The organism is Micromonospora echinaurantiaca, from assembly GCF_900090235.1.
Lineage (GTDB): Bacteria > Actinomycetota > Actinomycetes > Mycobacteriales > Micromonosporaceae > Micromonospora > Micromonospora echinaurantiaca.
The window spans coordinates 6,726,195-6,748,864 of sequence record NZ_LT607750.1 but is presented as its reverse complement, the minus strand read 5'-3'; the positions used below and the strand labels follow the sequence as shown (position 1 = coordinate 6,748,864).

21 protein-coding genes are annotated in these 22,670 nt (G+C 74.2%); 9 read left to right on the top strand and 12 right to left on the bottom strand.

What is annotated here, in order from left to right; all coding sequences use genetic code 11:
- Nucleotides 1–69: 69 nt before the first annotated feature.
- The 6 genes from mqnC to paaA all read right to left on the bottom strand — a co-directional run bounded on the left by mqnC (nucleotide 70) and on the right by paaA (nucleotide 5,085).
- Nucleotides 70–1,260: a cyclic dehypoxanthinyl futalosine synthase gene (gene mqnC / locus GA0070609_RS30685; RefSeq protein WP_088997015.1), complete on the bottom strand. Its 1,191-nt coding sequence runs from the start codon at nucleotides 1,258–1,260 to the stop codon at nucleotides 70–72.
- A 166-nt stretch (nucleotides 1,261–1,426) separates the two neighbouring features.
- Nucleotides 1,427–2,542 (bottom strand): 1,2-phenylacetyl-CoA epoxidase subunit PaaE, encoded by a 1,116-nt coding sequence (gene paaE, locus GA0070609_RS30680; protein WP_088997014.1) that lies wholly within the window; start codon nucleotides 2,540–2,542, stop codon nucleotides 1,427–1,429.
- The gene (paaD, locus tag GA0070609_RS30675) at nucleotides 2,539–3,015 is read right to left on the bottom strand and encodes a 1,2-phenylacetyl-CoA epoxidase subunit PaaD (RefSeq protein WP_088997013.1); all 477 of its coding nucleotides are present in this window, start codon (nucleotides 3,013–3,015) and stop codon (nucleotides 2,539–2,541) included. The genes paaE and paaD overlap by 4 nt, the downstream gene beginning before the upstream one ends.
- Nucleotides 3,012–3,737 (bottom strand): 1,2-phenylacetyl-CoA epoxidase subunit PaaC, encoded by a 726-nt coding sequence (paaC, locus tag GA0070609_RS30670; RefSeq protein ID WP_088997012.1) that lies wholly within the window; start codon nucleotides 3,735–3,737, stop codon nucleotides 3,012–3,014. Before paaC ends, paaD begins: the two co-directional genes overlap by 4 nt.
- A complete protein-coding gene (gene paaB, locus GA0070609_RS30665) occupies nucleotides 3,734–4,021 on the bottom strand; it encodes a 1,2-phenylacetyl-CoA epoxidase subunit PaaB (protein ID WP_088997011.1) in 288 nt (95 codons plus the stop codon). The genes paaC and paaB overlap by 4 nt, the downstream gene beginning before the upstream one ends.
- Nucleotides 4,018–5,085, bottom strand: a complete 1,068-nt coding sequence (gene paaA, locus GA0070609_RS30660; RefSeq protein ID WP_088997010.1) for a 1,2-phenylacetyl-CoA epoxidase subunit PaaA — start codon at nucleotides 5,083–5,085, stop codon at nucleotides 4,018–4,020. The genes paaB and paaA overlap by 4 nt, the downstream gene beginning before the upstream one ends.
- 360 nt (nucleotides 5,086–5,445) lie before the next feature.
- Here paaA and GA0070609_RS30655 point away from each other — a divergent pair, with 360 nt between their 5' ends.
- Together GA0070609_RS30655 and GA0070609_RS30650 are read left to right on the top strand one after the other, a co-directional pair.
- Nucleotides 5,446–6,399 (top strand): hypothetical protein, encoded by a 954-nt coding sequence (locus GA0070609_RS30655; RefSeq protein WP_088997009.1) that lies wholly within the window; start codon nucleotides 5,446–5,448, stop codon nucleotides 6,397–6,399.
- On the top strand, nucleotides 6,399–7,331 hold the full coding sequence (locus GA0070609_RS30650) for a hypothetical protein (protein ID WP_088997008.1): 933 nt from the start codon (nucleotides 6,399–6,401) through the stop codon (nucleotides 7,329–7,331). The genes GA0070609_RS30655 and GA0070609_RS30650 overlap by 1 nt, the downstream gene beginning before the upstream one ends.
- A 232-nt stretch (nucleotides 7,332–7,563) precedes the next feature.
- Here GA0070609_RS30650 and GA0070609_RS30645 read toward each other — a convergent pair whose 3' ends face one another.
- The 3 genes from GA0070609_RS30645 to GA0070609_RS30635 form a co-directional block, all read right to left on the bottom strand.
- On the bottom strand, nucleotides 7,564–8,415 hold the full coding sequence (locus GA0070609_RS30645; RefSeq protein WP_088997007.1) for a menaquinone biosynthetic enzyme MqnA/MqnD family protein: 852 nt from the start codon (nucleotides 8,413–8,415) through the stop codon (nucleotides 7,564–7,566).
- Nucleotides 8,416–8,633: 218 nt separating this feature from the next.
- Nucleotides 8,634–10,028 (bottom strand): MFS transporter, encoded by a 1,395-nt coding sequence (locus tag GA0070609_RS30640; RefSeq protein WP_088997006.1) that lies wholly within the window; start codon nucleotides 10,026–10,028, stop codon nucleotides 8,634–8,636.
- Between the two features lie 42 nt (nucleotides 10,029–10,070).
- Nucleotides 10,071–10,652, bottom strand: a complete 582-nt coding sequence (locus tag GA0070609_RS30635; protein ID WP_088997005.1) for an ArsR/SmtB family transcription factor — start codon at nucleotides 10,650–10,652, stop codon at nucleotides 10,071–10,073.
- 92 nt (nucleotides 10,653–10,744) lie between these two features.
- On the opposite strand from GA0070609_RS30635, the gene GA0070609_RS30630 reads away from it, so the two are divergent.
- The 3 genes from GA0070609_RS30630 to GA0070609_RS30620 all read left to right on the top strand — a co-directional run bounded on the left by GA0070609_RS30630 (nucleotide 10,745) and on the right by GA0070609_RS30620 (nucleotide 15,400).
- The gene (locus GA0070609_RS30630) at nucleotides 10,745–11,602 is read left to right on the top strand and encodes a carbon-nitrogen hydrolase family protein (protein WP_088997004.1); all 858 of its coding nucleotides are present in this window, start codon (nucleotides 10,745–10,747) and stop codon (nucleotides 11,600–11,602) included.
- A gap of 341 nt (nucleotides 11,603–11,943) precedes the next feature.
- Nucleotides 11,944–13,047: an HNH endonuclease signature motif containing protein gene (locus GA0070609_RS30625; RefSeq protein WP_331716892.1), complete on the top strand. Its 1,104-nt coding sequence runs from the start codon at nucleotides 11,944–11,946 to the stop codon at nucleotides 13,045–13,047.
- Between the two features lie 289 nt (nucleotides 13,048–13,336).
- Nucleotides 13,337–15,400: a HelD family protein gene (locus GA0070609_RS30620; RefSeq protein WP_088997003.1), complete on the top strand. Its 2,064-nt coding sequence runs from the start codon at nucleotides 13,337–13,339 to the stop codon at nucleotides 15,398–15,400.
- A 19-nt stretch (nucleotides 15,401–15,419) separates the two neighbouring features.
- On the opposite strand, the gene GA0070609_RS30615 is transcribed toward GA0070609_RS30620, so the two are convergent.
- Nucleotides 15,420–17,162 (bottom strand): FG-GAP-like repeat-containing protein, encoded by a 1,743-nt coding sequence (locus GA0070609_RS30615; protein ID WP_157748335.1) that lies wholly within the window; start codon nucleotides 17,160–17,162, stop codon nucleotides 15,420–15,422.
- 146 nt (nucleotides 17,163–17,308) lie between these two features.
- Here GA0070609_RS30615 and GA0070609_RS30610 point away from each other — a divergent pair, with 146 nt between their 5' ends.
- The 4 genes from GA0070609_RS30610 to GA0070609_RS30595 all read left to right on the top strand — a co-directional run bounded on the left by GA0070609_RS30610 (nucleotide 17,309) and on the right by GA0070609_RS30595 (nucleotide 20,779).
- Entirely contained in the window at nucleotides 17,309–18,259 is a 951-nt protein-coding gene (locus tag GA0070609_RS30610) for an ABC transporter ATP-binding protein (protein ID WP_088997001.1), read from the top strand.
- Between the two features lie 13 nt (nucleotides 18,260–18,272).
- Nucleotides 18,273–19,010, top strand: coding sequence for an ABC transporter permease (locus tag GA0070609_RS30605; RefSeq protein WP_088997000.1), 738 nt, complete (start codon nucleotides 18,273–18,275; stop codon nucleotides 19,008–19,010).
- Nucleotides 19,011–19,104: 94 nt separating this feature from the next.
- Nucleotides 19,105–19,875, top strand: a complete 771-nt coding sequence (locus GA0070609_RS30600) for a VOC family protein (protein WP_088996999.1) — start codon at nucleotides 19,105–19,107, stop codon at nucleotides 19,873–19,875.
- A gap of 136 nt (nucleotides 19,876–20,011) precedes the next feature.
- On the top strand, nucleotides 20,012–20,779 hold the full coding sequence (locus GA0070609_RS30595; RefSeq protein ID WP_088996998.1) for a VOC family protein: 768 nt from the start codon (nucleotides 20,012–20,014) through the stop codon (nucleotides 20,777–20,779).
- Here GA0070609_RS30595 and GA0070609_RS30590 read toward each other — a convergent pair.
- Entirely contained in the window at nucleotides 20,766–21,566 is an 801-nt protein-coding gene (locus tag GA0070609_RS30590; RefSeq protein ID WP_088996997.1) for an ABC transporter ATP-binding protein, read from the bottom strand. The genes GA0070609_RS30595 and GA0070609_RS30590 overlap by 14 nt on opposite strands.
- Nucleotides 21,563–22,648 carry a FecCD family ABC transporter permease gene (locus GA0070609_RS30585; RefSeq protein WP_088996996.1) on the bottom strand — a complete coding sequence of 362 codons (1,086 nt, stop codon included), beginning with the start codon at nucleotides 22,646–22,648 and terminating at the stop codon, nucleotides 21,563–21,565. Before GA0070609_RS30585 ends, GA0070609_RS30590 begins: the two co-directional genes overlap by 4 nt.
- Nucleotides 22,649–22,670 lie beyond the last annotated feature (22 nt).

Genomic DNA, 22,670 nt, shown 5'->3' with positions numbered 1-22,670 from the left:
CGCCGTCCGGCCGACACGCCGGTGCCACACGGACACCCACGCGCACCCGAACGGTCGGTGAACCGCCCGTCAGCGGGCGTCGACCAGCGGCAACTGCCGGCCCGCCCCGCCGCCCGGCAGGGCGATCGAGGAGAAGTGCGAGACCACCCGCTCGTCGGTCGGGTCGTCGGCCGGGGTCCAGTGCACCGCGAGCCGGTTGTAGAGGGTGTCCCGCTGGGCCGGGATCCGGTCCGCCGCCCGGATCATGCCGATCAGCCCGTGCAGGTTGGACCGGTGCCGGGCACCGGCGGAGGAGATGACGTTCTCCTCCAGCATGATCGACCCCAGGTCGTCCACGCCCATGTGCAGGGCGAGCTGGCCGACGTCCTTGCCGGTGGTCAGCCAGGACGCCTGCAGGTGCGGCACGGTCTCGAAGAAGAGCCGGGACACCGCGACCAGCCGCAGGTACTCCAGAGTGGTGGCCTGGGTCCGGCCCTTGAGGTGGTTGTTCTCCGGCTGGTACGTCCACGGGATGAACGCCCGGAAGCCGCCGGTGCGGTCCTGCACGTCGCGGATCATGCGCAGGTGCTCGATCCGCTCGGCGTTCGTCTCGCCGGTGCCCATCATCATGGTCGCGGTCGACTCCAGGCCCTGCCGGTGGGCCAGCTCCATGACCTCCAGCCAGCGCTCGCCGGACTCCTTGAGCGGGGCGATCGCCTTGCGCGGCCGCTCGGGCAGCATCTCCGCGCCGGCGCCGGCGATCGAGTCCAGGCCGGCCGCCTTGATCCGGGAGATCGCCTCGTCCAGGCTGACGCCGGAGACCTTGGCCATGTGCAGGATCTCGCTCGGGCCGATCGAGTGGATGGCGAGCTGCGGGTACGCCCGCTTGACCGAGGAGAAGAGCTCCTCGTAGTACTCCACGCCGTAGTCCGGGTGGTGCCCGCCCTGGAGCATGACCTGGGTGGCGCCCAGCTCGACCGCCTCGCCGCAGCGGCGGAGGATCTCCTCGGTGGGGTGGGTCCACCCCTCCTTGTGCTTCGGCGCCCGGTAGAACGCGCAGAACTTGCACGCGGTCACGCAGACGTTGGTGTAGTTGATGTTGCGGTCGATCAGGTACGTGACGATGTTGTCCGGGTAGCGCCGCCGGCGTACCGCGTCGGCCGCCTCGCCCAGAGCGTGGAAGGGCGCCTCGGTGTAGAGCAGCAGGGCCTCCTCGGGCGTGATCCGCCCGCCGTCCGCGCCGCGCTGCAGGATGTCGTCGATCTCCCGGCTCACCGTCACGCCCCCGAGCCTACGTCGCCCCGAATATCTCTCCCCCAGGGTGCCCCGCCCCGTGTCACCCATCCCACGCGCCCGCCCACCGCGATCTTGCACTTCGGGCCCTCGTTTCGCCCGGATGGCGGCAGATGTCGGGGCGACAACTGCAAGATCGCGGGGAGGGCGGGGATCATGCGTCGTAGTCCACCGTGAGGGTGTCGGTGGTGGGGCTGGACTGGCAGGTGAGGACGTAGCCGGCGGCCACCTCGTCGGGCTCCAGGGCGTAGTTGCGGGCCATCGTCACCTCGCCGTCGACGACCTTCGCCTTGCAGGTCGAGCAGACCCCGCCCTTGCAGGCGTACGGCAGCTCGCCGCGCACCTTCAGCGCCGCGTCCAGCACCCGCTCGTGGCGACCCATGGTGAAGTTCGACGAACGGCCGTCCAGCATGATGGTCACCTCGGTGCCGGTGCCGGTGCCCGGCCCGTCGTCGGCCCGGCGCGGCGGCTCCGGCGGCGCGTCGACGTGGAACAGCTCGGTGTGCACCGCCGACTCCGGCAGGCCGCGCCCGGTCAGCACCGCCTTCGCGTCCACCACCAGGCCGTACGGGCCGCAAAGGAACCACTCCTCGATGGCGTCGCCGGGCACCACGGTGTCCAGCAGCCGGCCCAGCCGGTCGGCGTCGATCCGGCCGGAGAGCAGCGGCGACTCGCCCTGCTCCCGGGAGAGCACGTGCACCAGGTGCAGCCGGGTCGGGTAGCGGTCCTTCAGGTCGGCCAACTCCTCGGCGAACATCACCGTGTTCGCCGTGCGGTTGCCGTACACCAGGGTGAAGGTGCTGGCCGGCTCGACGGCGAGCGCGGTCGCGACCAGCGCGAGCACCGGGGTGATCCCGGAGCCGGCGACCACCGCGCCGTAGCGGCGGACCCGGCCCGGGTCGAACGCCGAGGTGAAGTGCCCCAGCGGCGGCAGCACCTCGACGGTGTCGCCGCCGCGCAGCGCGCCGCAGGCGAACGCGGAGAACGCGCCGCCGGGGATCTCCCGCACCCCGATCCGCAGCCGGCCGTGCCGGGCCAGGTCGTCCGGCGTGGAGCAGATCGAGTACGACCGGCGCACGTCCTCGCCGGCCTCGCCGGCGCGGCGTACGGTCAGGTGCTGGCCGGCCCGGAACGCGAAGGTCTCCCGGAGTTCCTCCGGCACGGCGAACGTGATCGCCACGGCGTCGTCGGTGAGCCGGTCGACGGCGGCGACCGGCAGCGGGTGGAAGACCGGCCGGCGGCGGACCGGGCGGGTGATGGTGACAGTCACAGCGCCTTCAGGTGGTCGAAGGGTTCGGAGCAGGAGCGGCAGCGCCAGAGCGCCTTGCAGGCGGTGGAGCCGAACCGGCTGACCTGTTCGGTCTCGGGGGATCCGCAGCGCGGACAGCGCACCGCCAGGGTGAGCGGCACGACACCGGCCGAGCGCACCGGGGCCGGCGGGGCGATGCCGGCGGCGGCGAGCTTGGCCCGCCCGCTCTCGGAGATCCAGTCGGTGCTCCACGCCGGACTGTAGGTCGTACGGACCTCGGCGTCCGGGTGGCCGGCGGCGGCCAGCGCCCGGCGGATGTCGGCCCGGATGACGTCCATCGCCGGGCAGCCGGTGTAGGTGGGGGTGATGGTGACAACCACCCGGCCGGTGGCCGGATCCTCGTCGACCGCCCGCAGGATGCCCAGCTCGTCGATGGTGACCACCCGGATCTCCGGGTCCACCACCGCCGCCACGGCCGCCCTCGGGTCGGTCACCAGCGTGCCCCCGGGTGGGCGCGGTGCAGCACCTGCATCTCGGCCAGCAGGTACGACAGGTGCTCGGTGTGCACGCCGTCCCGCCCGCCGGCCGGCGCCCAGCCGCTCTCCGGCCGGGTCAGCGTGGCCTCGTCGAGCACGGCGGAGACGGCGACGTCGAAGTCGGCCCGCAGGGTGGCCGGATCGACCGGCGCCGCCGGGGCGGGGGCGAACAGCTCGTGCACGTACGGCCAGACCTGGTCCACCGCCTCCTGCATCCGGCGGTGCGACTCCTCGGTGCCGTCGCCGAGCCGCTTCACCCACAGCGAGCTGTGGTCCAGGTGGTAGGCCGACTCCTTGCGGGCCTTGCCGCCGATCGCGGCCAACCGCTCGTCGGCGCAGCCGGCCAGCGCGGTGTAGAGCGGCAGCTGGTAGGCCGACAGGAAGAGCAGCTTGGCCATGGTCACCGCGAAGTCGCCGTTGGGCAGCTCGACCAGCAGGCAGTTGCGGAACTCGCGGTCGTCGCGGAGGAACGCCAGCGCGTCCTCGTCCCGGCCGGCGCCCTCCAGCTCGCCCGCGTACGTGAACAGCAGCCGGGCCGCGCCGAGCTGGTCGAGGGCGATGTTGGCCAGCGCGATGTCCTCCTCCATCTCCGGCGCGCGGGTGGTCCACTCGGCGAGCCGCTGCGCCGCGATCAGCGCGTCGTCGCCGAGGGCGAGGGCGAAGTCGAACGGGCCGTTCACAGGTGGGCCACCCCGTCCGGCACCTCGTAGAAGGTGGGGTGGCGGTAGACCTTGTCCGCGGCCGGGTCGAAGAAGGCGTCCTTCTCGTCCGGGCTGGACGCGGTGATCGCGGCGGCCGGGACCACCCAGATCGACACCCCCTCCTGACGGCGGGTGTAGAGGTCCCGAGCGTTGCGCAGGGCCAGCTCGGCGTCGGGCGCGTGCAGGCTGCCGACATGGGTGTGCGAAAGCCCGCGCCGGGCCCGGACGAACACCTCCCACAGCGGTGCTTGTTCCTTGCTCATGCGGCCACCTTCTCCTTCTGCTGCTGTGCCCGCTTGGCGGCGTACGCCGCGGCGGCCTCGCGGACCCACGCGCCCTCGCGGTGCACCGCCTGCCGGTGCGCCATCCGCTGCCGGTTGCACGGTCCGTCGCCGGAGATCACCCGCATCAGCTCGGCGTAGTCCGGCTGGGTGAAGTCGTACGACTGCCGCTCGTCGTTCCAGCGCAGGTCCGGGTCGGGGATGGTGAGGCCGAGGATCTCGGCCTGCTGCACGCACATGTCGACGAAGCGCTGGCGCAGCTCGTCGTTGGAGAAGCGCTTGATCTTCCAGGCCATGGACTGCGCCGAGTGGGTGGAGTCCGTGTCCGGCGGGCCGAACATGGCCAGCGACGGGTACCACCAGCGGTCGACCGCGTCCTGGGCCATCGCCTTCTGCGCCGGGGTGCCGTGTGCCAGGGTGTGCAGGATCTCGTAGCCCTGCCGCTGGTGGAACGACTCCTCCTTGCAGACCCGGATCATCGCCCGGGCGTACGGGCCGTAGGAGCAGCGGCACAGCGGCACCTGGTTGACGATCGCCGCGCCGTCCACCAGCCAGCCGATGGCGCCCACGTCGGCCCAGGTGAGGGTCGGGTAGTTGAAGATCGAGCTGTACTTCTGCCGGCCGCTGAGCAGGAGGTCGACCAGTTCCTCCCGGCTCACCCCGAGGGTCTCGGCGGCGGCGTAGAGGTAGAGGCCATGGCCGGCCTCGTCCTGCACCTTGGCGAGCAGGATCGCCTTGCGCTTGAGCGACGGCGCCCGGCTGATCCAGTTCCCCTCCGGCTGCATGCCGATGATCTCGGAGTGGGCGTGCTGGGCGATCTGCCGGATCAGCGTCTTCCGGTAGGCCTCGGGCATCCAGTCGCGTGGCTCGATCTTCTGGTCGGCGTCGACGACCGCGGCGAAGTACGCCGCCAGGTCCTCGTCCGGGGCGGGCCCGCCGCGCCGCCCGCGCTCGGCGGCCTCCCGCAGCGCCGTCTCGGCCGCCTCGACCTCGCCGAGCAGACCACCGCCGGGCGCGTCGTCGGGGGTGAAGTCGTTGCCATACATGAAGACAAGTGTTACAGCTGACGACTCAAGAAACCAGAGGGTGTAACAGGATTGTGGTGACACCTTCCGTGACCGGAGGATCGCTCTCGGTGGACGCCCCGGCTATGACGTGGCTCACGCTACAAAGATGAATCCCCCCAAGAAACGCATACCGGGCCGTTCTCCCGCCTTCATGGCAAGTTGCCAGGTGTGGAGTTCTGGCGTGCCGGCGATCCGGACGTAGACTTTCGCCGTCACACCGATCGGCTGCCGACGATCGCCAGCCATCGAGGCCGTCTCCCCCGGCCTCGGCGATCCGCCGATCCGTCCGGGCAACACAGCCGGTTCCCCCCGGCCCTGACATCTGGAGCTCACCCACTCATGCGTTCCCGCGTGACCATGGTGCTCGCCATCGTGGCGGTCCTCCTCGGTGGCGTCCTGCTGGTTCCGGCCGCGTACGCCCGGCTCGCCGGCGACGGCGAGACCGGCGGCGGAGGCGGCGGCAGCGTCGCGGCGCCCGCCCCGGCACCACCGCCCCCGCCGACCCTCGCGGCGACCCCGGTCGCGGTGAACTTCAAGGGCGAGTTCTTCTCCTGGGCCCTGATGGACCGGGAGAGCGGTGAGATCTCCGGCTCGAAGAACATGGCCTCGACCAGCTCCACCGAGTCGATGATCAAGTCCTGGTTCGCGGCCGACTACCTGAACCGGCTCGGCGACAAGGCCCTGCCGGCCAGCTTCAAGAAGGACATCACCACGGCGATCCGGGACAGCAACGACGACGCCGCCAACCGGCTCTACCGGGCGATCGGCGGCGCCGCGAGCATCAAGCGGATGAGCAGCACCTGCAAGCTGACCGACACCAAGCCGGGCAACGTGCCGGGCTACGTCGGCTGGTGGAGCTTCACCCGGATGTCGCCCCGCGACGCGGTACGCCTCGGCGACTGCATCGCCGACGGCACCGCCGCCGGGCCGAAGTGGACCAAGTTCCTGCTGGACGAGATGGCCAAGGTCCGGGGCACCACGGCGGCCAAGGACCAGAAGGCCCGCCAGGGCGGCGGTCGCTGGGGGATCATCGACGGGCTGCCAGAGTCGATCACCAGCCAGGGCCCGGTCAGCATGAAGAACGGCTGGACCCCGCTGAACTACGACGGCAACTGGCACGTCAACTGCCTCGCCGTGACGGACCGGTGGAGCCTCGCCGTGATGCTGCGCTACCCGATCAGGAGTGGGCTGAAGTACGGCGCCCAGGTCTGCGCCAGCGTCGCCAGCCAGCTGGTGACCCCGCAGCCCGGTGCCGCGCTCAAGGTGCCGCAGCAGCCGGTCGGGAAGCTCTGATGGCCGGCCGCCGGGGCGAGCGCAAGGAGACCTCGCCGCTGAAGCTGATCGCCGTCGCGGCGATCCTGATCGGCATGGTGCTGGTGTCCCTGCGCCTGCTTCCCGGCTCGCCGTTCGAGTCCACGGCGGCCGCGCGGTGGGGCGACGCCGGCGACCGCTCCACCGGTACGCCGACCGACCGCAGGTCGCGGCCGACGCCCACGCCGAGCCCGAGCGAGACGCTGGAGCCGCTGCCGTTCGAGGCGAAGGACCTCGACCTGGACATCGAGGGCTGGTATGCCTGGAGCGTGCTGGACCGGCGCACCGGCGACATCATCGGCTCCGACAACATGGACGAGACCAGCACCACCGCCTCGCTGATCAAGTCCTGGATCGTCGCCGACTACCTGCGCCGGGCCGACGAGAAGGACCAGACCCCGAGCGACGCCAAGCTGGCCGACGCCACGAAGATCATCCGGGACAGCGACAACACCCGGGCCCAGCAGTTCTACAACGCCATCGGCGGGTCCGCCTCGATCAAGCGGCTGATCTCGATGTGCGAGCTGACCGACAGCAGCGTCGCCAGCGACGGTGGCTGGAGCCGGACGAAGCTGTCCCCGCGGGACACCGCAAGGCTGGGCAACTGCATCGCCGACGGCCGGGCGACCGGGCCGAAGTGGACCAAGTGGCTGCTCAACGAGATGCGGCTGGTCCGCGGCGCGGGTGACTTCGGCATCCGCAAGGCCTTCCCGTCCGCCGAGCGGAAGACCATCGCCATCAAGAACGGCTGGATCGACCGGACCAAGGAGCAGGAGATGCACATCAACTGCCTGGCCATCGGCGACACCTGGACGATGGGCGTGATGGTCCGCTACCCGATCGACATGGGCTACGACTACGGCATGAAGAACTGCCAGAAGATCACCGCAGCCCTCCTCCGCGACGCCACCTGACCTTCGGCGGCCGCCCGACCCGGGTCGGTCCAAGTGGCCCACCGCAGGTCCAAGCGGCCCACCGCAGGTCCGTGCTGGACGCGGGCCGGGCTGGCCGGCAGCGGTATTCGTAGGGCTGTCCGGCGGTGGGGATGATGGCCGGCATGGGGCGCTGGCCGCGCCAGCGGCGAATCGGCTGGGCCTCGCCCGTGCCGCCGCTGCACCGACGTCGCCGTGGGTGCCGGCTTCGGCGTCAGCCGGTGAAGAAGGCGGGGCCGCCGGCCGGAAGGGCCGGGGCGGCGCCCAGGTTCGCGGCCCGGCGGGCGAACTCGCGCAGCCCGGCCACCTGGCGCTCGCCGAGCGAGAAGTCCAGCGCCCGGAAGTACGAGGCCAGCGTGGCCGCGTCGAACGGCTCCCAGCGGGCACCCGCCTCGGCCACCTGGTCCAGCTCGGCGAGGCAGAGGTCGCGCGAGCGCAGGAAGGCCTCGTGCACCTCCTTGACCAGCCCGGGGTGGGCGGCGGCGAAGTCGCGGCGGACCGCCCAGACGGCGAAGACCATCGGCAGCCCGGTCCACTCCCGCCACGCCTGCCCGAGGTCGGTGACCTCCAGCCCCTGCTTGGGTGCCTCGTAGAGCGCGCGCAGCGCCACGTCGCCGATCAGCACGGCGGCGTCCGCCTCCAGCAGCATCTGGGTCAGGTCGGGCGGGCAGCGGAAGTACTCCGGCCGGACGCCGTACCGCTCGGCGAGCAGCAGCTGGGCCAGCAGCACCCCGGTGCGCGAGGTCGAGCCGAGCGCGACCCGGGCGCCGTCCAGCTCGGCCAGCGGCCGGGTGGAGACGACGTTCACCGAGAGCACCGGGCCGTCGCTGCCGACCGCCAGATCCGGCAGGAGCAGCAGCTCGTCGGCGTGCCGCAGGTACTCCACCTGGGAGATCGGGCCGATGTCCAGGTCGCCGGCGACCAGCGCCGCGCTCAGCCGGTCCGGCGAGTCCTTGTGCAGGTCGACGTCGATCAGCGCGCCGGAGCGCATCAGACCCCAGTAGATCGGCAGGCAGTTCAGGAACTGGATGTGCCCGACCCGGGGGCGTGCGACGTGCTCGACCATGGCCCGACCGTATCCCGGCCCGCGGGACGGGGCTCGGCGGGCCGGCCCCGGAGTGGCCAATTCCGCACCCGCCCCGCCGGCCGGCCTTAGCAGCACCCGCCGCCGGGCCGGCCAGCGCCGCCTCGGGTACGGGCGGCGGGCACACGACTCCGCCGGCTCCCGGCACACCGGCTCCCGGGTCGCCGGCGATCCAGCGGCAGGCGACCCGGGAGGCAGGCTCACGCCGGGCCGGCCGGCGCCGGGTTCTTCCGCACCAGGTCGGGAGCGAGCGGCGGCGGGCCGGCAGGTGCCGGGTCTCCCAGGTCGGAGGCGAACGGCGGCGGACCGGCGGGTTCCAGCTCTCCCCGCACCGAGTCGGGGGCGAGCGGCGGCGGACCGGCAGGTGCCGGTTCGAGGACGGCCGGGGTGGCCGCGCGGCTCGCCCGGCGCAGGGGCAGCGCGACGGCGGCGACCACCACCAGGCCGGCCACCCCGCAGGCGGCGACCAGCGGCCGCGGCGCGGCCACCTCCAACAGCAGCCCGCCGGCCAGGTAGCCGACCATCGCCGCGCCCTGCACCGACGCCCCGAAGAAGGCGAAGGCGCGTCCCCGCGCCGCCTCCGGCACCCGGCGGGCCAGCAGCACGGTGTCGAAGACGTTGTTGCCGCCGTTGAAGACGCCGCCGACCACGAAGATCGGCACCAGCAGCAGGGCGGCCGGCACCGCCGCCGAGGCCAGCACCATCAGGCAGCAGCCGCCGAGCAACGCCAGGCCGGCCCCGACCAGCGCGCCGTCCCGATCGAGCCGCCGCACCACCCGGGCGAACAGCCACCCGCCGGCCAGGATGCCGAGCGTCCAGGCGCCGGTCACCAGCCCGTACACCGTGGTGGAGCTGCCCAGCGTCTCGCGGATGAAGAAGACCTCCACCACGTTGATCGCGCCGACCGCGCCGATCACGCCGGCGACGCTGGCCACCATCGCCACCAGCAGCGGGTCCTGGCACAGCCGCCAGCCGGTCGCGGGCACCGCGCCGCCGGGCAGCGCCGGTTCCGCGCGCCGCCGGCCGCCCCGGCGGGTACGGATCAACAGCCCGGCCACCACCAGCGCGAGATAGCTGCCAGCGGCCAGCAGCAGCGGTGGACGGGCGCCGAACTGGCCCACCAGCAGCCCGGCCAGGGCTGGACCGGCGAGCGCGCCGAGCGTGCCGGCAGACTGGTTGAGCGCGCTGGCCCGGGGCAGATCCGCCGCCCGGACCATCACCGGCACCAGCGCCGAGATCACCGGCTGGGTGGCGGCGAGACCGGCCGCCAGCAGCGCCACCAGCACGATGACCAGGGCCGGGTGCTCGGCGTACGCGAGCGCGAGGCAGATGCCGGCCTGGGCCAGCCCGGCGGCCACCAGGATGGTGCGGCTGTCCACCCGGTCGGCGAGCCGCCCGGTCAGCGGGGCGAGCACCACCAGGGGCAGGGTCGCCGCGAGGAGCACCCCGGAAACGGCGAGCCCGCCGGCCCCGGCGGACTGCAGGGCGAGGGTCAGCGCGCTGGCGACCAGGAAATCGCCGCAGCTGGCGATGCCTCGCGCGGCGGTGGCGAGCCAGACGTCGGACCAGCGCGACCGGCCAGATATGAAGGACATACTTCGAAAATAATCCTTCACACCTGATCGACTCAAACCCGGTCAGTCCAGCGGCACCGCCTTGTACTGGATGGCGACCGTGCGCGCCCCGGCCGGCGGGTTCACCCGGGACCGCTTCCGGTACGGCTCCAACAGGCGGTCGACCGCATCGTTGAGCTCGGTCAACTCCGCCGCGGTGAGCAGCAGTTGGCTGTCGGCGAGACGGGTCGCCGCGTACCACTCGGGCGGCTCGTGGGGCGCGCGCCGCAACCAGTCACGGCTGCGCTCCAGGTCGCGGGCCAGCCACGCCTCGATCAGCGCGCGCTCGGCGGCCTGCGCCTCCGGCTCGGTGGTCCGTCCGGCGTCGATCGTCCAGCTCGGACTGACCGTCCGCCAGACCCGCTCCCGCGCGTCGCCCCGGCTCGGCGCCTGCTCCACCAGCCCGGCCTTGGCCAGTTCCCGCAGGTGGTAGCTGGTGGCGCTCGGAGAGAGCCCGACGATCTCCGCACACTCGGTGGCGGTCGCCCCGCCCTCCAGCCCACTGAGGTGTTCGGTGATCGCGAGTCGGGCTGGATGGGCCAGCGCCCGCATCACCCGCGGGTCGCTGATGGTCACCCGACTACGCTCGGCACGCGGCTCGGTCATCCCCTCATGATCCCCGCCCACCCCGCCGCCGCACCATCGCCCCGCGCGGACCGGCGCCCCGACCAGGCAGGACGGGTCGGTAGGAGGACGAGATGAAGACGACAGTGACGATCGGCCAGATCCCGACCGACTGGGACATCGACGCGAACCTCGCCGCGATCGCGCGGGTCGTGGGCCGCGCCGAGCCGGACGACCTCGTGCTGCTGCCCGAGGGCGCGCTCTCCGGGTACGCCCCCGACCTGTCGCCCCTGGCCACGCTCGACCGGGCGCGTCTCGCCCGAGCGGTCGGGACGGTCGGCGAACTGGCCCGGCAGCGCCGCGTGCACCTCTTCTGCGGCTCGCTGCTGCCCGAGGACGGCGTCTGGTGGAACGTCGCGCTGCACTTCACCCCGGCCGGCGAGCGGTGGACCTACCGGAAGATCAACCTCGCGGTGAACGAGCGCCCGGTGCTCCGGGCCGGAGCCGAACTGCCGGTCCGCCGGGTGGCCCAGCCCTGGGGCGACCTCCTCGTCGGCGTACAGCTCTGCCGGGAGCTCCGCTACCCCGAGCAGTGGCAGCAGCTGGCCCGCTCCGGCGCGGCCGCCTTCGTCTACCTGACCAACGCCGCCAACCCCGAGGCCACCACCGGCGTCTGGCGCAGCCACCTGATCAGCCGCGCCGCCGAGAACCAGCGGTACGTGTTCGCGGTGAACCTCGCCGACCCGCGGCAGCACTGCCCGAGCATGGTCGTCTCGCCCCGCGGCGAGGTGCTCGGCGAGCTGCCGCCCGGGGAGACCGGCATCCTCCGGACCACCATCGACCTGGCCGAGGTCTCGGACTGGAGCCTCAACCAGCAACGCCGGGACGTCATCGACCTGCGCTACCGGCCGACGCCGCACCACCCGGCCGCCACCGCACCCCGCCCATCCGCTGCTCACCGGCATCCGTCGGAAACGTCGACGCGGCCGTAGCACCCGCAACCGCCGACACGGCGTCGCCGATGCCACGAGGCGGCCGGGACCGCGTGCCGGCGCAGGTCCAGGCAACGGCCCGGCGGCCGGGACGATAGTCCGCATCAGCGCGGTCTGCCTGGACCCGCCCGATCCCCTGCCGGCCAGCTCGACCGACTTCACGAAACTGTCGTACGGGTGTTCTAACGTGGACTGCGTGATGACGGCGTTGGCGCAGGTCGGTGAGGTGGTGGGCGAGTGCGCCGACGCCGCCGCGTGGGCCTTGTCCGACGCCGAGCTGACCGCGTCGCTCGATGCGGTGCACCTGCTGGAGCAGCGCTTGGCGGCGGTGAAGCTGCCTGGTGCGCGAGGTCGACGGCCGCGGCCTGGCGGTCGCGCAGGGCGCCTCGTCGACGGCGGTGTGGCTGCGGGAGCGGCTACGCGTCTCGGGCCGGTCGGCGCGTCGCCTGGTCGAGGTCGCCGCCGCTGTCGATGCCGCCCCTGCAGTGGCGCGCGCGGCGCTGCTGTCCGGGTCGATGACGGTTGAGCAGGGCATGGTGGTGGCGCAGGCGGTCGCCGCGTTGCCCACCGAGGCGGGGCCGGAGGTGGCGGACAAGGCCGCACAGCTCCTGGTCGACTGGGCCGACCGGTTCGAGCCGGCGATCCTGCGCCGACTCGGCGAGCGGGTGCTCGTCCACGTCGCCCCCGACCTGGCCGACCGCGCCGAGCTGGCGGCACTGGAGGCGGCCGAAGCCCGCGCCGAGGCGCGCCGGCACCTCACTCTCGCCGACCAGGCCGATGGCCAGGTACGGCTCACCGGCACCCTGGACGCCGAGACCGCGGCCGTGCTGCGCGCGGCCATCGATTCGCTCTGCGCCCCGAGCGGGCCGCACGACGACCGGGCACCCGGCCAGCGCCGCGCCGACGCCCTCGGTGAGGTCTGCCGCCTCGCCCTGCGCACCGGCGCTCTCCCGGCCAACGGCGGCGACCGGCCACAGCTCGTCGTCACCGTGCCGCTCGACCCGATGACCAATCAGCTCGGTGCCGGCACCCTCGACACCGGCCTGCGGGTGACTCCCGGCGCACTCCGCCGGCTCGCCTGCGACGCCGCCGTCCTGCCGGCCGTGCTCGGCGGCGACAGCCAGGTCCTCGACCTCGGCCGCCAGCGACGCCTGATCAGCGGCCCGCTGCGCCGCGCACTCGTCCTGCGCGACGGCGGCTGCGCCTTTCCCGGCTGCGACCGGCCGCCGCGCTGGTGCGACGGCCACCACATCCGGCACTGGGCCGACGGCGGCCCCACCGCCCTGTCCAACGCGGTGCTGCTCTGCGGCCACCACCACCGACTCGTCCATCAGGGCGAATGGGCGGTGCGACTCGCCGCCGACGGCCGACCCGAATTTCTCCCGCCCGCCTGGCTCGACCCGCAGCGGCAGCCGCGCCGCAACCTCCTGCATCGAAGACCATGATCCAGCCATCCGGGACCGCCGCATGCCCTCGTCCCGGCCCTCGCACCCGCACAACCGGCGGCCAGCGTCGGCACTCCCCACCGTCCGGCACCCGTCCGACCTCCGCGAACCGCCGCGGCGAGGGGCGGTGGAAATTCGGTGGAGGGGTGGTTGGGGGGCGCGTAGGCTGTCAGGTCGCTTCGACGGCCAGGGTGCGCTGGGCACCGCAACGGACGTCCCGCGCCGGAGGCCGGCCATCCGCCTGCCGGACACGCGAGCGATCAGCAGATGACCTCGAGGGGAAATCAGCGTGACCGCACTCGACCTCGACCTCGACACCGACCTCGCCGCGGAGCGCGAGCACCTCGCCGCCTCCCGCGCCGCGCTGAAGCGGATGCGGGAACGCGCCGAGGCCCTCTTCGCCACCGGTGACCAGGTGGCCGGCGACGCGTACGCGGCCGAGACGCTGGGCCGTACGCTGGCCCGCCGGGTCGCCGAACTCGCCGACGACCCGTCCACGCCGCTCTTCTTCGGCCGCCTCGACTTCGCCGGCGACACCGCCCCGGCCACCGAACCCGGCGGCGAGGGGGACCTGGACCACGCCGGGCGCCGGTACCACGTGGGCCGGCGGCACGTGACCGACGAGCGGGGGGAGCCGCTGGTGCTGGACTGGCGGGCCCCGGTCTCCCGGGCGTTCTACCGGGCCAGCGCGCGGGATCCGCAGGGCCTGGCGGTCCGGCGCCGGTTCGGCTTCAACAACGGCGCGCTGACCAGCTTCGAGGACGAACACCTGGACCGGGGCGAGGAGCTCGGCACGGCCAGCCGGATCCTGACCGCCGAGATCGAGCGGCCCCGGGTCGGGCCGATGCGCGACATCGTGGCCACCATCCAGCCCGAGCAGGACGAACTGGTCCGGGCCGAACTGGCCGACTCGATCTGCGTACAGGGGGCGCCGGGCACCGGAAAGACCGCCGTCGGCCTGCACCGGGCCGCGTACCTGCTCTACCTGCACCGGGAACGGCTGCGCCGGGCCGGCGTGCTGATCGTCGGGCCGAACCGGGCGTTCCTGGCGTACATCGCGGCGGTGCTGCCGGCGCTCGGCGAGGTCGAGGTCGCCCAGGCCACCGTGGAGGACCTGCTCGACCGGGTGCCGGTGCGGGCGGTCGACGACCCGGCGGCCGCGGTCGTCAAGCACGACGCAGGGATGGCCGAGCTGCTCCGCCGGGCGGTGCACGCGCACATCGGCGAGCCGACCGAACCGATCACCGTCTCCGACGGCTCGTACCGGTGGCGGATCGGCCTGGAGCCGCTGCACCGGGTGGTGCAGGAGACCCGCCGGGAGAATTTGCCGTACGCGGTCGGCCGGGATCGGGTCCGGGCCCGGGTGGTCAGCCTGCTGCAACGCCAGGCCGAGGCGCGGCGGGCCGAGTCGCCGAGCGACGCCTGGCTGCGGCGGATGGGCCGCTGCCGGCCGGTCGTCGACTTCCTCGACGCGGTCTGGCCGGCGCTCACCCCGGAAGGGCTGGTACACGCCCTGTTCGCCGACCCGGCCCGGCTGGCGGCGGTGGCCGAGGGCCTGCTCACCCCGGCCGAGCAGGCGTTGCTGACCTGGGCGAAGCCGGCGCGCACCGCCAAGGCCGTGAAGTGGACGGCCGCCGACGCGGTGCTCATCGACGAGGCGGCCGGGCTGATCGAGCGCCCGGCCGGCTTCGGGCACGTGGTGGTCGACGAGGCGCAGGACCTCTCGCCGATGCAGTGCCGGGTGATCGCCCGGCGCAGCGAACACGGGTCGATCACCCTGCTCGGGGACCTCGCCCAGGGCACCGCGCCGTGGGCCGCCACCGACTGGCGCCAGTCCCTCGCCCACCTAGGCAAGCCGGAGGCCACGGTGGTCCCGCTGACGATCGGCTTCCGGGTGCCCGCCGCCGTGGTCGCGTTCGCCAACCGGCTGCTGCCGGCGCTCGCCGTCGACGTGCCGCCGGCGGAGTCGCTGCGCCGCGACGGCGCGCTGGACGTGCGTACCGTCGGCGATCTCCCGGCCGCGACGGTGGCCGAGGTGCGGGCGGCGCTGGCGCACGAGGGCTCGATCGCGGTGATCGCCGCGGACGACGCGGTCGACGGGCTGCGCGCGGCGCTGGCCGCCGCCGGGGTCGAGGCGGCCACGGCCGACGACCCGGCCGCCGGGGCGCGGGTCACCGTCGTGCCGGCGACGCTGGTGAAGGGCCTGGAGTACGACCACGTCATCGTCGTCGAACCGGCCGCCATCGTGGCCGCCGAGCAGCGCGGCCTGCACCGGCTCTACGTGGTGCTCACCCGGGCGGTGTCCCGGCTGTCGGTGCTACACCACGCGCCGCTCCCCGCCGAGCTCAGGTGAGCCCGGCGGCCGGGCCGGGTCAGCCCAGCAACTGCCGGCCGGCGTACATGATCCGGTTGCTCGGCGAGCTCGACAGGTCATTCCAGTACCACTGCTGCACCGGGTAGAGGAGCCAGGGCGAGACGGCGGGGGCCGAGCCACCCGGCGGGACCGGGCCGGAACGGACGGGGGCCTTCCCCACCGCGAGTTCGGTCAGCAGGCCGGCGGTGTTCTCGTATTGCGCGCCGACGACGATCTCCAGCGGGCCGGTGCCGTCGAGGTCGAGGACGGCCACCGCGCTGCCGAACCAGTCGCCCTGCTCCGGCTGCTCCGCCGGGCCCCGGTAACCGGGCGTCGCCATGCCCTGGTGGTACGCCACCGCGACGCCCAGCCCGCGCGGCCCGCCCGGGTAGAGCACCACCCCGCCGGCCCCCTCCACCCCGGCGGCGGTGCGCTGCGACGCGCCGACCAGCACGTCCGGGTAGCCGTCGCCGGTCACGTCACCCGTGGAGAGCGAGTTGGCGAAGTCGGCGGCGGTGATGCCACCGACGTACTCCTCGGCCGGCCGGCGTACCTGCGCGCCCTGCGTGGTCAGCCCGGTCGCCGAGCCGCGGACGTAGGCCAACTCACCGTGGGCGGAGCGGGGCGCTCCGGCCAGCACGTCACCGTGGCCGTCCCGGTCCAGGTCGGCGATCCGGAGGGTCTCGCCGAGGGCGCCGATCCCGAAGTCCTCGCCCCTGACGCTCGTCGCCCCGTCGGGGCGGAGGCCGGTCGGGCCGCCGGGCAGCAGGATGACCAGGCTGCCCGCGCCGGCGCCGTCGATGCCCGGCGCGCCGACCGCCACGTCCGGATGGCCGTCGCCGGTCACGTCCCCGGCGGCGACGGCGAAGCCGAAGTGGCCCCGCCCGGCTGCCGCTCCGGGGACGCCCGGCGAGTCCTGGTTGAGCTGCTGGGCGCCCTCGGTGGTGAGTCCACCGGCGCTGCCCCGCAGCACGGTCACCGTTCCGGCCAGCGAGTAACCGGCCACCGTCTCGCCCGGCGCGCCGACCACCAGGTCCGGGTACCCGTCGCGGTCGAGGTCACCGACGGCCAGCGCGCGGCCGAACTCGGCGCCGCCCCGCGCGACGCCGGGAACTCCCGGCGTGTCCTGAGTGACCTGCCGGGCCGCAGCCGGATCGACGCCGTACCGGCCGCCGGAGTAGATCCAGATGTCGCCGGCCGAGCCGTTCGCCATCGGGTCGCCGACGACCAGATCGGCGTAGCCGTCGGCGTTCAGGTCGCCGGCCGCCAGCGCGTCGCCGAACCGGGAGTTCAGGCGCGCCCCACCGGGCGGGAGGAGGTACTGGCGCCAGTCTGAGCCGGAGTAGTCGATCATGATTCCGTAGCCGGTGGCGCCCTGGGTGGTGACGAAACCCGCCACCACCAGCTCGTCGCGGCCGTCGCCGTCGAGGTCGAACCGGGCCCGCGGGTCCGCCGGCGCCGCGTCGGCCCGCCCGGAGCGGGGCGCCACTGCGGTGGCCGTACGTCCGGTCGGGGCTGACGGCGCGGTGGCGCGGGCACCCGACGCGCCGGTGGTGGGCGCCGAGGCCGCGCGGTCGTGGGGCGCCGGCCGGGGCTCGGCGCCGGATCCGGGCCGCTCGCCCACCGCCGGTACGGGTGCCGCGTCGGCGGCCGGCGCGAGCGCCGGGTCGGCGGCCGGCGCGGGCGACGAGGCCGCGACCAGTCCGAGACTCACCAGGGCCGTTCCGGCCGCCAACACGTTCCTGGTCAGGATCCCCCGCACGGCGACCACCTTCGTTCGAGCGCAATCAGCCAGCGGCAGCGTAGACGGCGCCGGGGGCGGCGTACATCCTCCGGTGGTCGGCGGTTGCGGGGAGGGAGTACACCTGAGCCGTACCCGACCGTCCACGGTGCCGACTGGGAGCCGCCATGATCCTCGCCCGGGCCGTCCAGGCCAGCCGTAGCTACGGCGACGTCCTCGCCCTGGACCGGGTCGACCTCGACGTGCCCGCCGGTGAGCTGGTCGGCCTGCTCGGCCCGAACGGCGCCGGCAAGAGCACCCTGCTGAACCTGCTCGTCGGGCTGCGTCGGCCGACCTCCGGCCGGGTCGAACTCTTCGGCGGCGACCCCCGGGACCCGGCGAGCCGGCGACAGATCGGAGTCACCCCGCAGGAGACCGGCCTGCCCGGCACGCTGCGCGTCGGCGAGGTGGTCGACTTCGTCGCCGCCCACTACCCCGATCCGGTCCCGCGCCGTGAACTGCTCGACCGGTTCGGCCTGACCGAGCTGGCGCGGCGGCAGACCGGCGGCCTCTCCGGCGGGCAGCGGCGGCGGCTCGCGGTGGCGCTCGCCTTCGTCGGCCGGCCCCGGCTGGTGCTGCTGGACGAGCCGACCACCGGCCTGGACGTGGCCGCCCGGCACACCCTCTGGGACGCGATCCGGGCGTTCCACGACGACGGCGGCACAGTCCTGCTGACCAGCCACTACCTGGAGGAGGTCGAGGCGCTGGCGCACCGGGTGGTGGTGATCGGGCAGGGTCGGGTGCTCGCCGACGACACGGTGGCCGCGATCCGCGGCATCGTCGGCGTACGCCGGGTCAGCCTGGTCGCCGACGCGCTGCCCGCGCTGCCCGGCGTGGTCCGCACCGAACAGGTCGACGGGCGCACCCACCTGGTCACCACCGACGCCGACCAGTTGGTGCGGGACCTGGTCACCGCCGGGGTGCCCTTCGCCGACCTGGAGGTCCGGCCCACCTCGCTGGAGGAGGCGTTCCTCGCCATCACCGCCACCGAGGGCGAGCGGCCGGCCGACGGCGGCCAGCCCGGCGCCGAGGGCCGACCCGCCGACGCCCCGGCCGCCCGACCGACCACCACCGTCTGAGGAGGCGACCGGAGTGCAGCTCGCCCTGATCCACGCCCGCTACCAACTGCTGGAGATCGTGCGGATCCCGGTGGCGGTGTTCGGCAGCGCGTTCTTCCCGGCCGCCGCGATGCTCTTCTTCGTGGTGCCGTTCGCCGGAAAGGACCCGGTCGCGGCCACCTTCGCGACCGCCTCGATGGTCACCTTCTCGGTGATGAGCGCCAACATCTTCCAGTACGGGGTCGGCGTCGCCGAGGACCGTGACCAGCCGTGGAACCCGTACACCCGGACCCTCCCGGCGGGGTCGGCGCCGCGCTTCGCCGGCCGGGTGCTGGCCGGCCTGGCGCTCACCTACCTGTCGCTGGTGCCGGTGGTGGTGATCGGCGCGACGCTCACCGAAGCCCGGATCACCGCGCCGGCGTTCCTGCTCGCCCTGGTCACCGTCGCGCTGGTGTCGGTGCCGTTCACGCTGATGGGGCTCGCCATCGGCTACTCGCTGCCCAGCAAGGCGGCGATCGTGGTGGCCCAGGTGGTCTTCTTCCCGCTCGCCTTCGGCGGCGGCCTGCTCACCGCCCCGGACCAGGCGCCCGCCTTCATCGAGGCGATCGCGCCGTACCTGCCGACCCGGGGCGCGGTGGAGCTGATGTGGGCGGCGGTCGGCGACTACCCGCTGAACCCGCTGTCGATGGCCATGCTCGGGGTCTGGGTGGTGGTCCTGGCGGCGCTGGCCGGGTGGGCGTACCGGCGGGACGAGGGTCGACGGTTCAGCTGACGATTCGCCCGATCCGCCCCGTACGGCGCGCGAACGGTGCCACGATGCCGGCAGGGCGTGCCGGCGTGGGCGCCCACAGCCGAGGGGGGTCGACGTGAGCACCGTGCCGCCGGGTACGCCCTGCTGGGCCGACCTGGCCACCCCGGATCTCGCCGACGCGCGGCGCTTCTACCCGCAGCTGTTCGGCTGGACGGGGCGGATCGCGCCGGAGCCCGAGGCGGGCGGCTACACCGTCTTCCAGCTCGACGGGCGGGCGGTGGCCGGGGTCGGGCCCCCGGCCATCCCGGAGCAGGTGCCGATCTGGTCGACGTACGTCGCGACCGACGACGCCGACCTGGTGGCCGGGCGGGTCGAGCGGGCCGGTGGGCAGGTGGTGGTGCCGCCGTTCGCGGTCTTCGACCGGGGGCGGATGGCGGTCTTCGCCGACCCGTGCGGTGCGGCGTTCAGCGTGTGGCAGCCGATGGCGATGCCCGGCGCCGAGGTGCTCGGCGTACCCGGCGCGATGAGCTGGAACGAACTGGTCACCCCCGACCCGGACGGCGCCAAGGTCTTCTACGAGCTGGTCTTCGGCTGGCACCCGGACGACCAGCCGATGGGTTCGGTCACCTACACCGGCTGGCGGCTCGGCGCGCAGATCGTGGCGGGGATGATGCCGCCGCTCGGCGACGATTTCCCGGCCGACTCACCCGCCTACTGGTCGGTGTACTTCGCGGTGGCCGACGCGGACGCGGCGGCCGCCCGCGCCGCCGAGCTGGGCGGCACCATCCTGGTCCCGCCCCAGGACATCCCGGCCGGCCGGTACGCCGCCCTCCGCGACCCGCAGGGCGCGCTCTTCAACGTCATCGCCCCGGCCGGCCCCGGCTGACGGCCATGGCGCTCGCCGTCCCGCCGCCCAGCGCCCCCGCCCAGCGCCGCCCACGAGCACCAGCGCCGCCCGCCAGCACCAGCGCCGTCCACGAGCACCAGAGCCGCCCACGAGCAGAGGAAGCCGAGCCGAAGCCATGACGGACATCCCACCGGGGGCACCCGCCTGGGTCGACCTGGTCACCACCGACCTCGCCGGCGCGGCGCGCTTCTACGCGCCGCTGTTCGGCTGGGCCGTCGCCGGGGCGGACGCGCAGCCCCCCGCCGACGGTCACCTCGTCTTCCACCAGCAGGGCAGACCGGTGGCCGGCGCCGGGCTGGGGGCGGGACCGCAGCGGCCGCCGGCCTGGACGCCGTACCTGGCGACCGACGACGTCGACGGGGTCGCCCAGCGGGTGACCGCCGCCGGTGGTCGGGTCCTGGCCGGGCCGTCCGACGTCACCGGCTCCCGGCGGACGGCGCTCTGCGCCGACCCGGCCGGGGCGTCGTTCGGGGTGTGGCAGTCGCTCGGCCTGCCGGGGGCCGAGGTGTTCGACGTACCCGGCTCGCTGACCTGGGCCGAGCTGACCACGCGGGAGTGGGACCGGGCGAAGGAGTTCTACCGGGCGGTGTTCGGCTGGACGGCGGACGACCAGCCGATGGGCGAGACCACCTACACCACCTGGCAGCTGGACGGCAGCCCGGTCGCCGGGATGATGCCGATGATCGGCCAGGACTGGGGCGATCTCCCGTCGCACTGGATGGTCTACTTCGCGGTCACCGACGCCGACACCGTCGCCGCCGAGGCGCTGCGGCTGGGCGGGGCACTCGCCGTCCAGCCGACCGACCTGCCGCGCGGCCGGTTCGCCGTGCTCACCGACCCGCAGGGGGCGTTCTTCTCGATCCTCGGTACTACTCCGCCCTGACCGTCCGCGGCTCCGGCCGCACCGGCACCACCAGCGGCCCGTGCTCGCCGTCCACCACCCGCACGCTCGCCCGGTAGTGCTCGGCGAGCAGCCGCTCGGTGAGCACCTCGCGGGGCGCGCCGCTGGCCACCACCCGGCCGTCGGCGAGCAGCACCAGCCGGTCGGCGTACTCGCCGGCCACGGAGAGGTCGTGCATGGTGGCCAGCACGGTGAGACCGTGCGCCCGGCGCAACTGGTCGACCAGCTCCAGCACCTCCTGCTGGTGGCCGATGTCCAGCGCGCTGGTCGGCTCGTCGAGCAGCAGCAGGGTGGCGCCCTGGGCCAGCGCCCGGGCCAGGAAGACCCGCTGCCGCTCACCGCCGGAGAGGGTGGCCAGTTCCCGGTCGTGGAAGCCGGCGAGGTCCAGCCGGTCCAGGACGTCGTACGCGGCGGCCAGGTCGGCGGCGGACTCCCGGCCCAGCGGCGGGATGTAGGGGGTGCGGCCGAGCAGCACGTAGTCCAGCACCGCCATGCCGGGCGGCACGACCGGGGACTGGGCCACGGTGGCCACCACCCGGGCCCGCTCCCGGCGGCGCAGCGACTCGCTCGGCGTACCGAAGAGGGAGATGGCGCCCGGCGCGGGCAGCAGGCCGCCGACGGCGCGCAGCAGGGTCGACTTCCCGGCGCCGTTCGGGCCGATCACGGTGACCCACTCGCCGGCGGCGACGGTCAGGTCGACGCCGGCCAGGATCGGCGCGCCGTCCAGGCGGACGCGCAGGTCGCGCACCTCGACCGCGGGCGCGCTCATCCGATCACCCGCCGGGTGGTGTGCAGCACCAGCACGAAGAACGGGCCGCCGAGCAGCGCGGTGACCACGCCGATCGGCACCTCGGCGGGGGCCGCCGCGGTGCGGGCCACCACGTCGGTCAGCGCCAGGAAGGCGCCGCCGAAGAGCAGCGAGAGCGGCAGGATCACCCGGTAGCTCGACCCGGCGAGCAGCCGTACGGTGTGCGGCACGATGATCCCGACGAAGCCGATCAGGCCGGAGGCGGAGACCGCCGCGGCGGTGCCCAGCGAGGCGGCGGCGATCAGCAGGTAGCGGGAGCGCTGCGGGTGCAGCCCCAGGCTGGTCGCCTCGTCGTCGCCGACGGAGAGCACGTCGAGCTCGCGCCGGTGCAGCAGCACCACCACGGCGGTGAGCAGGAAGTACGGCAGCACCAGCCGGACATCGTGCCAGCCGGCGGTGGCCAGCCGGCCGAGCAGCCAGGAGTAGACCTGCTGGATGCTGTCGGAGTTGCGTTGCAGCAGGTACGTCTGCCCGGCGGAGAGGAACGCGGAGACCGCCACCCCGGCCAGGATCAGGGTGGCCGGCGAACGCCCGCGGCCTCCGGCGGCGCCGAGCAGGTAGGTCATCGCGACCGCGCCGATCGAGCCGACGAACGCGGCGAGCGGGATGGTCGCGGGCAGCCCGGTCAGCGCGCCGCCCGCGCCCACCCCGAGGGTGATCGCGGCGGTGACCGCCAGGCCGGCCCCGGCCGCCACCCCGAGCAGGTACGGGTCGGCCAGCGGGTTGCGGAAGACCCCCTGGTAGGCGGCGCCGGCCAGGGCGAGCAGCCCGCCGACCAGCAGGCCGAGCACCACCCGGGGCAGCCGCAGCTCGGTGACGATGGCGATCTCCCGCTCGGTCAGCCCGCTGTCGATGCGTACCCCGGGAACGAGGTTGAGCAGCTCGGCCGCGACGCTGCCCGGTGGCAGGCTGACCGGGCCGAGCGACACCCCCGCGACCAGGGCGACCAGCACCGCGACCAGGCCGGCGACGAGCCAGCGCGGCCGCAGCCCGGCGGGCCGGGACGCGCGGGGCGTCCCGACCCGCCGGCTGGCCGGCGCCATCACGGCGGACCTGGTCATCGGC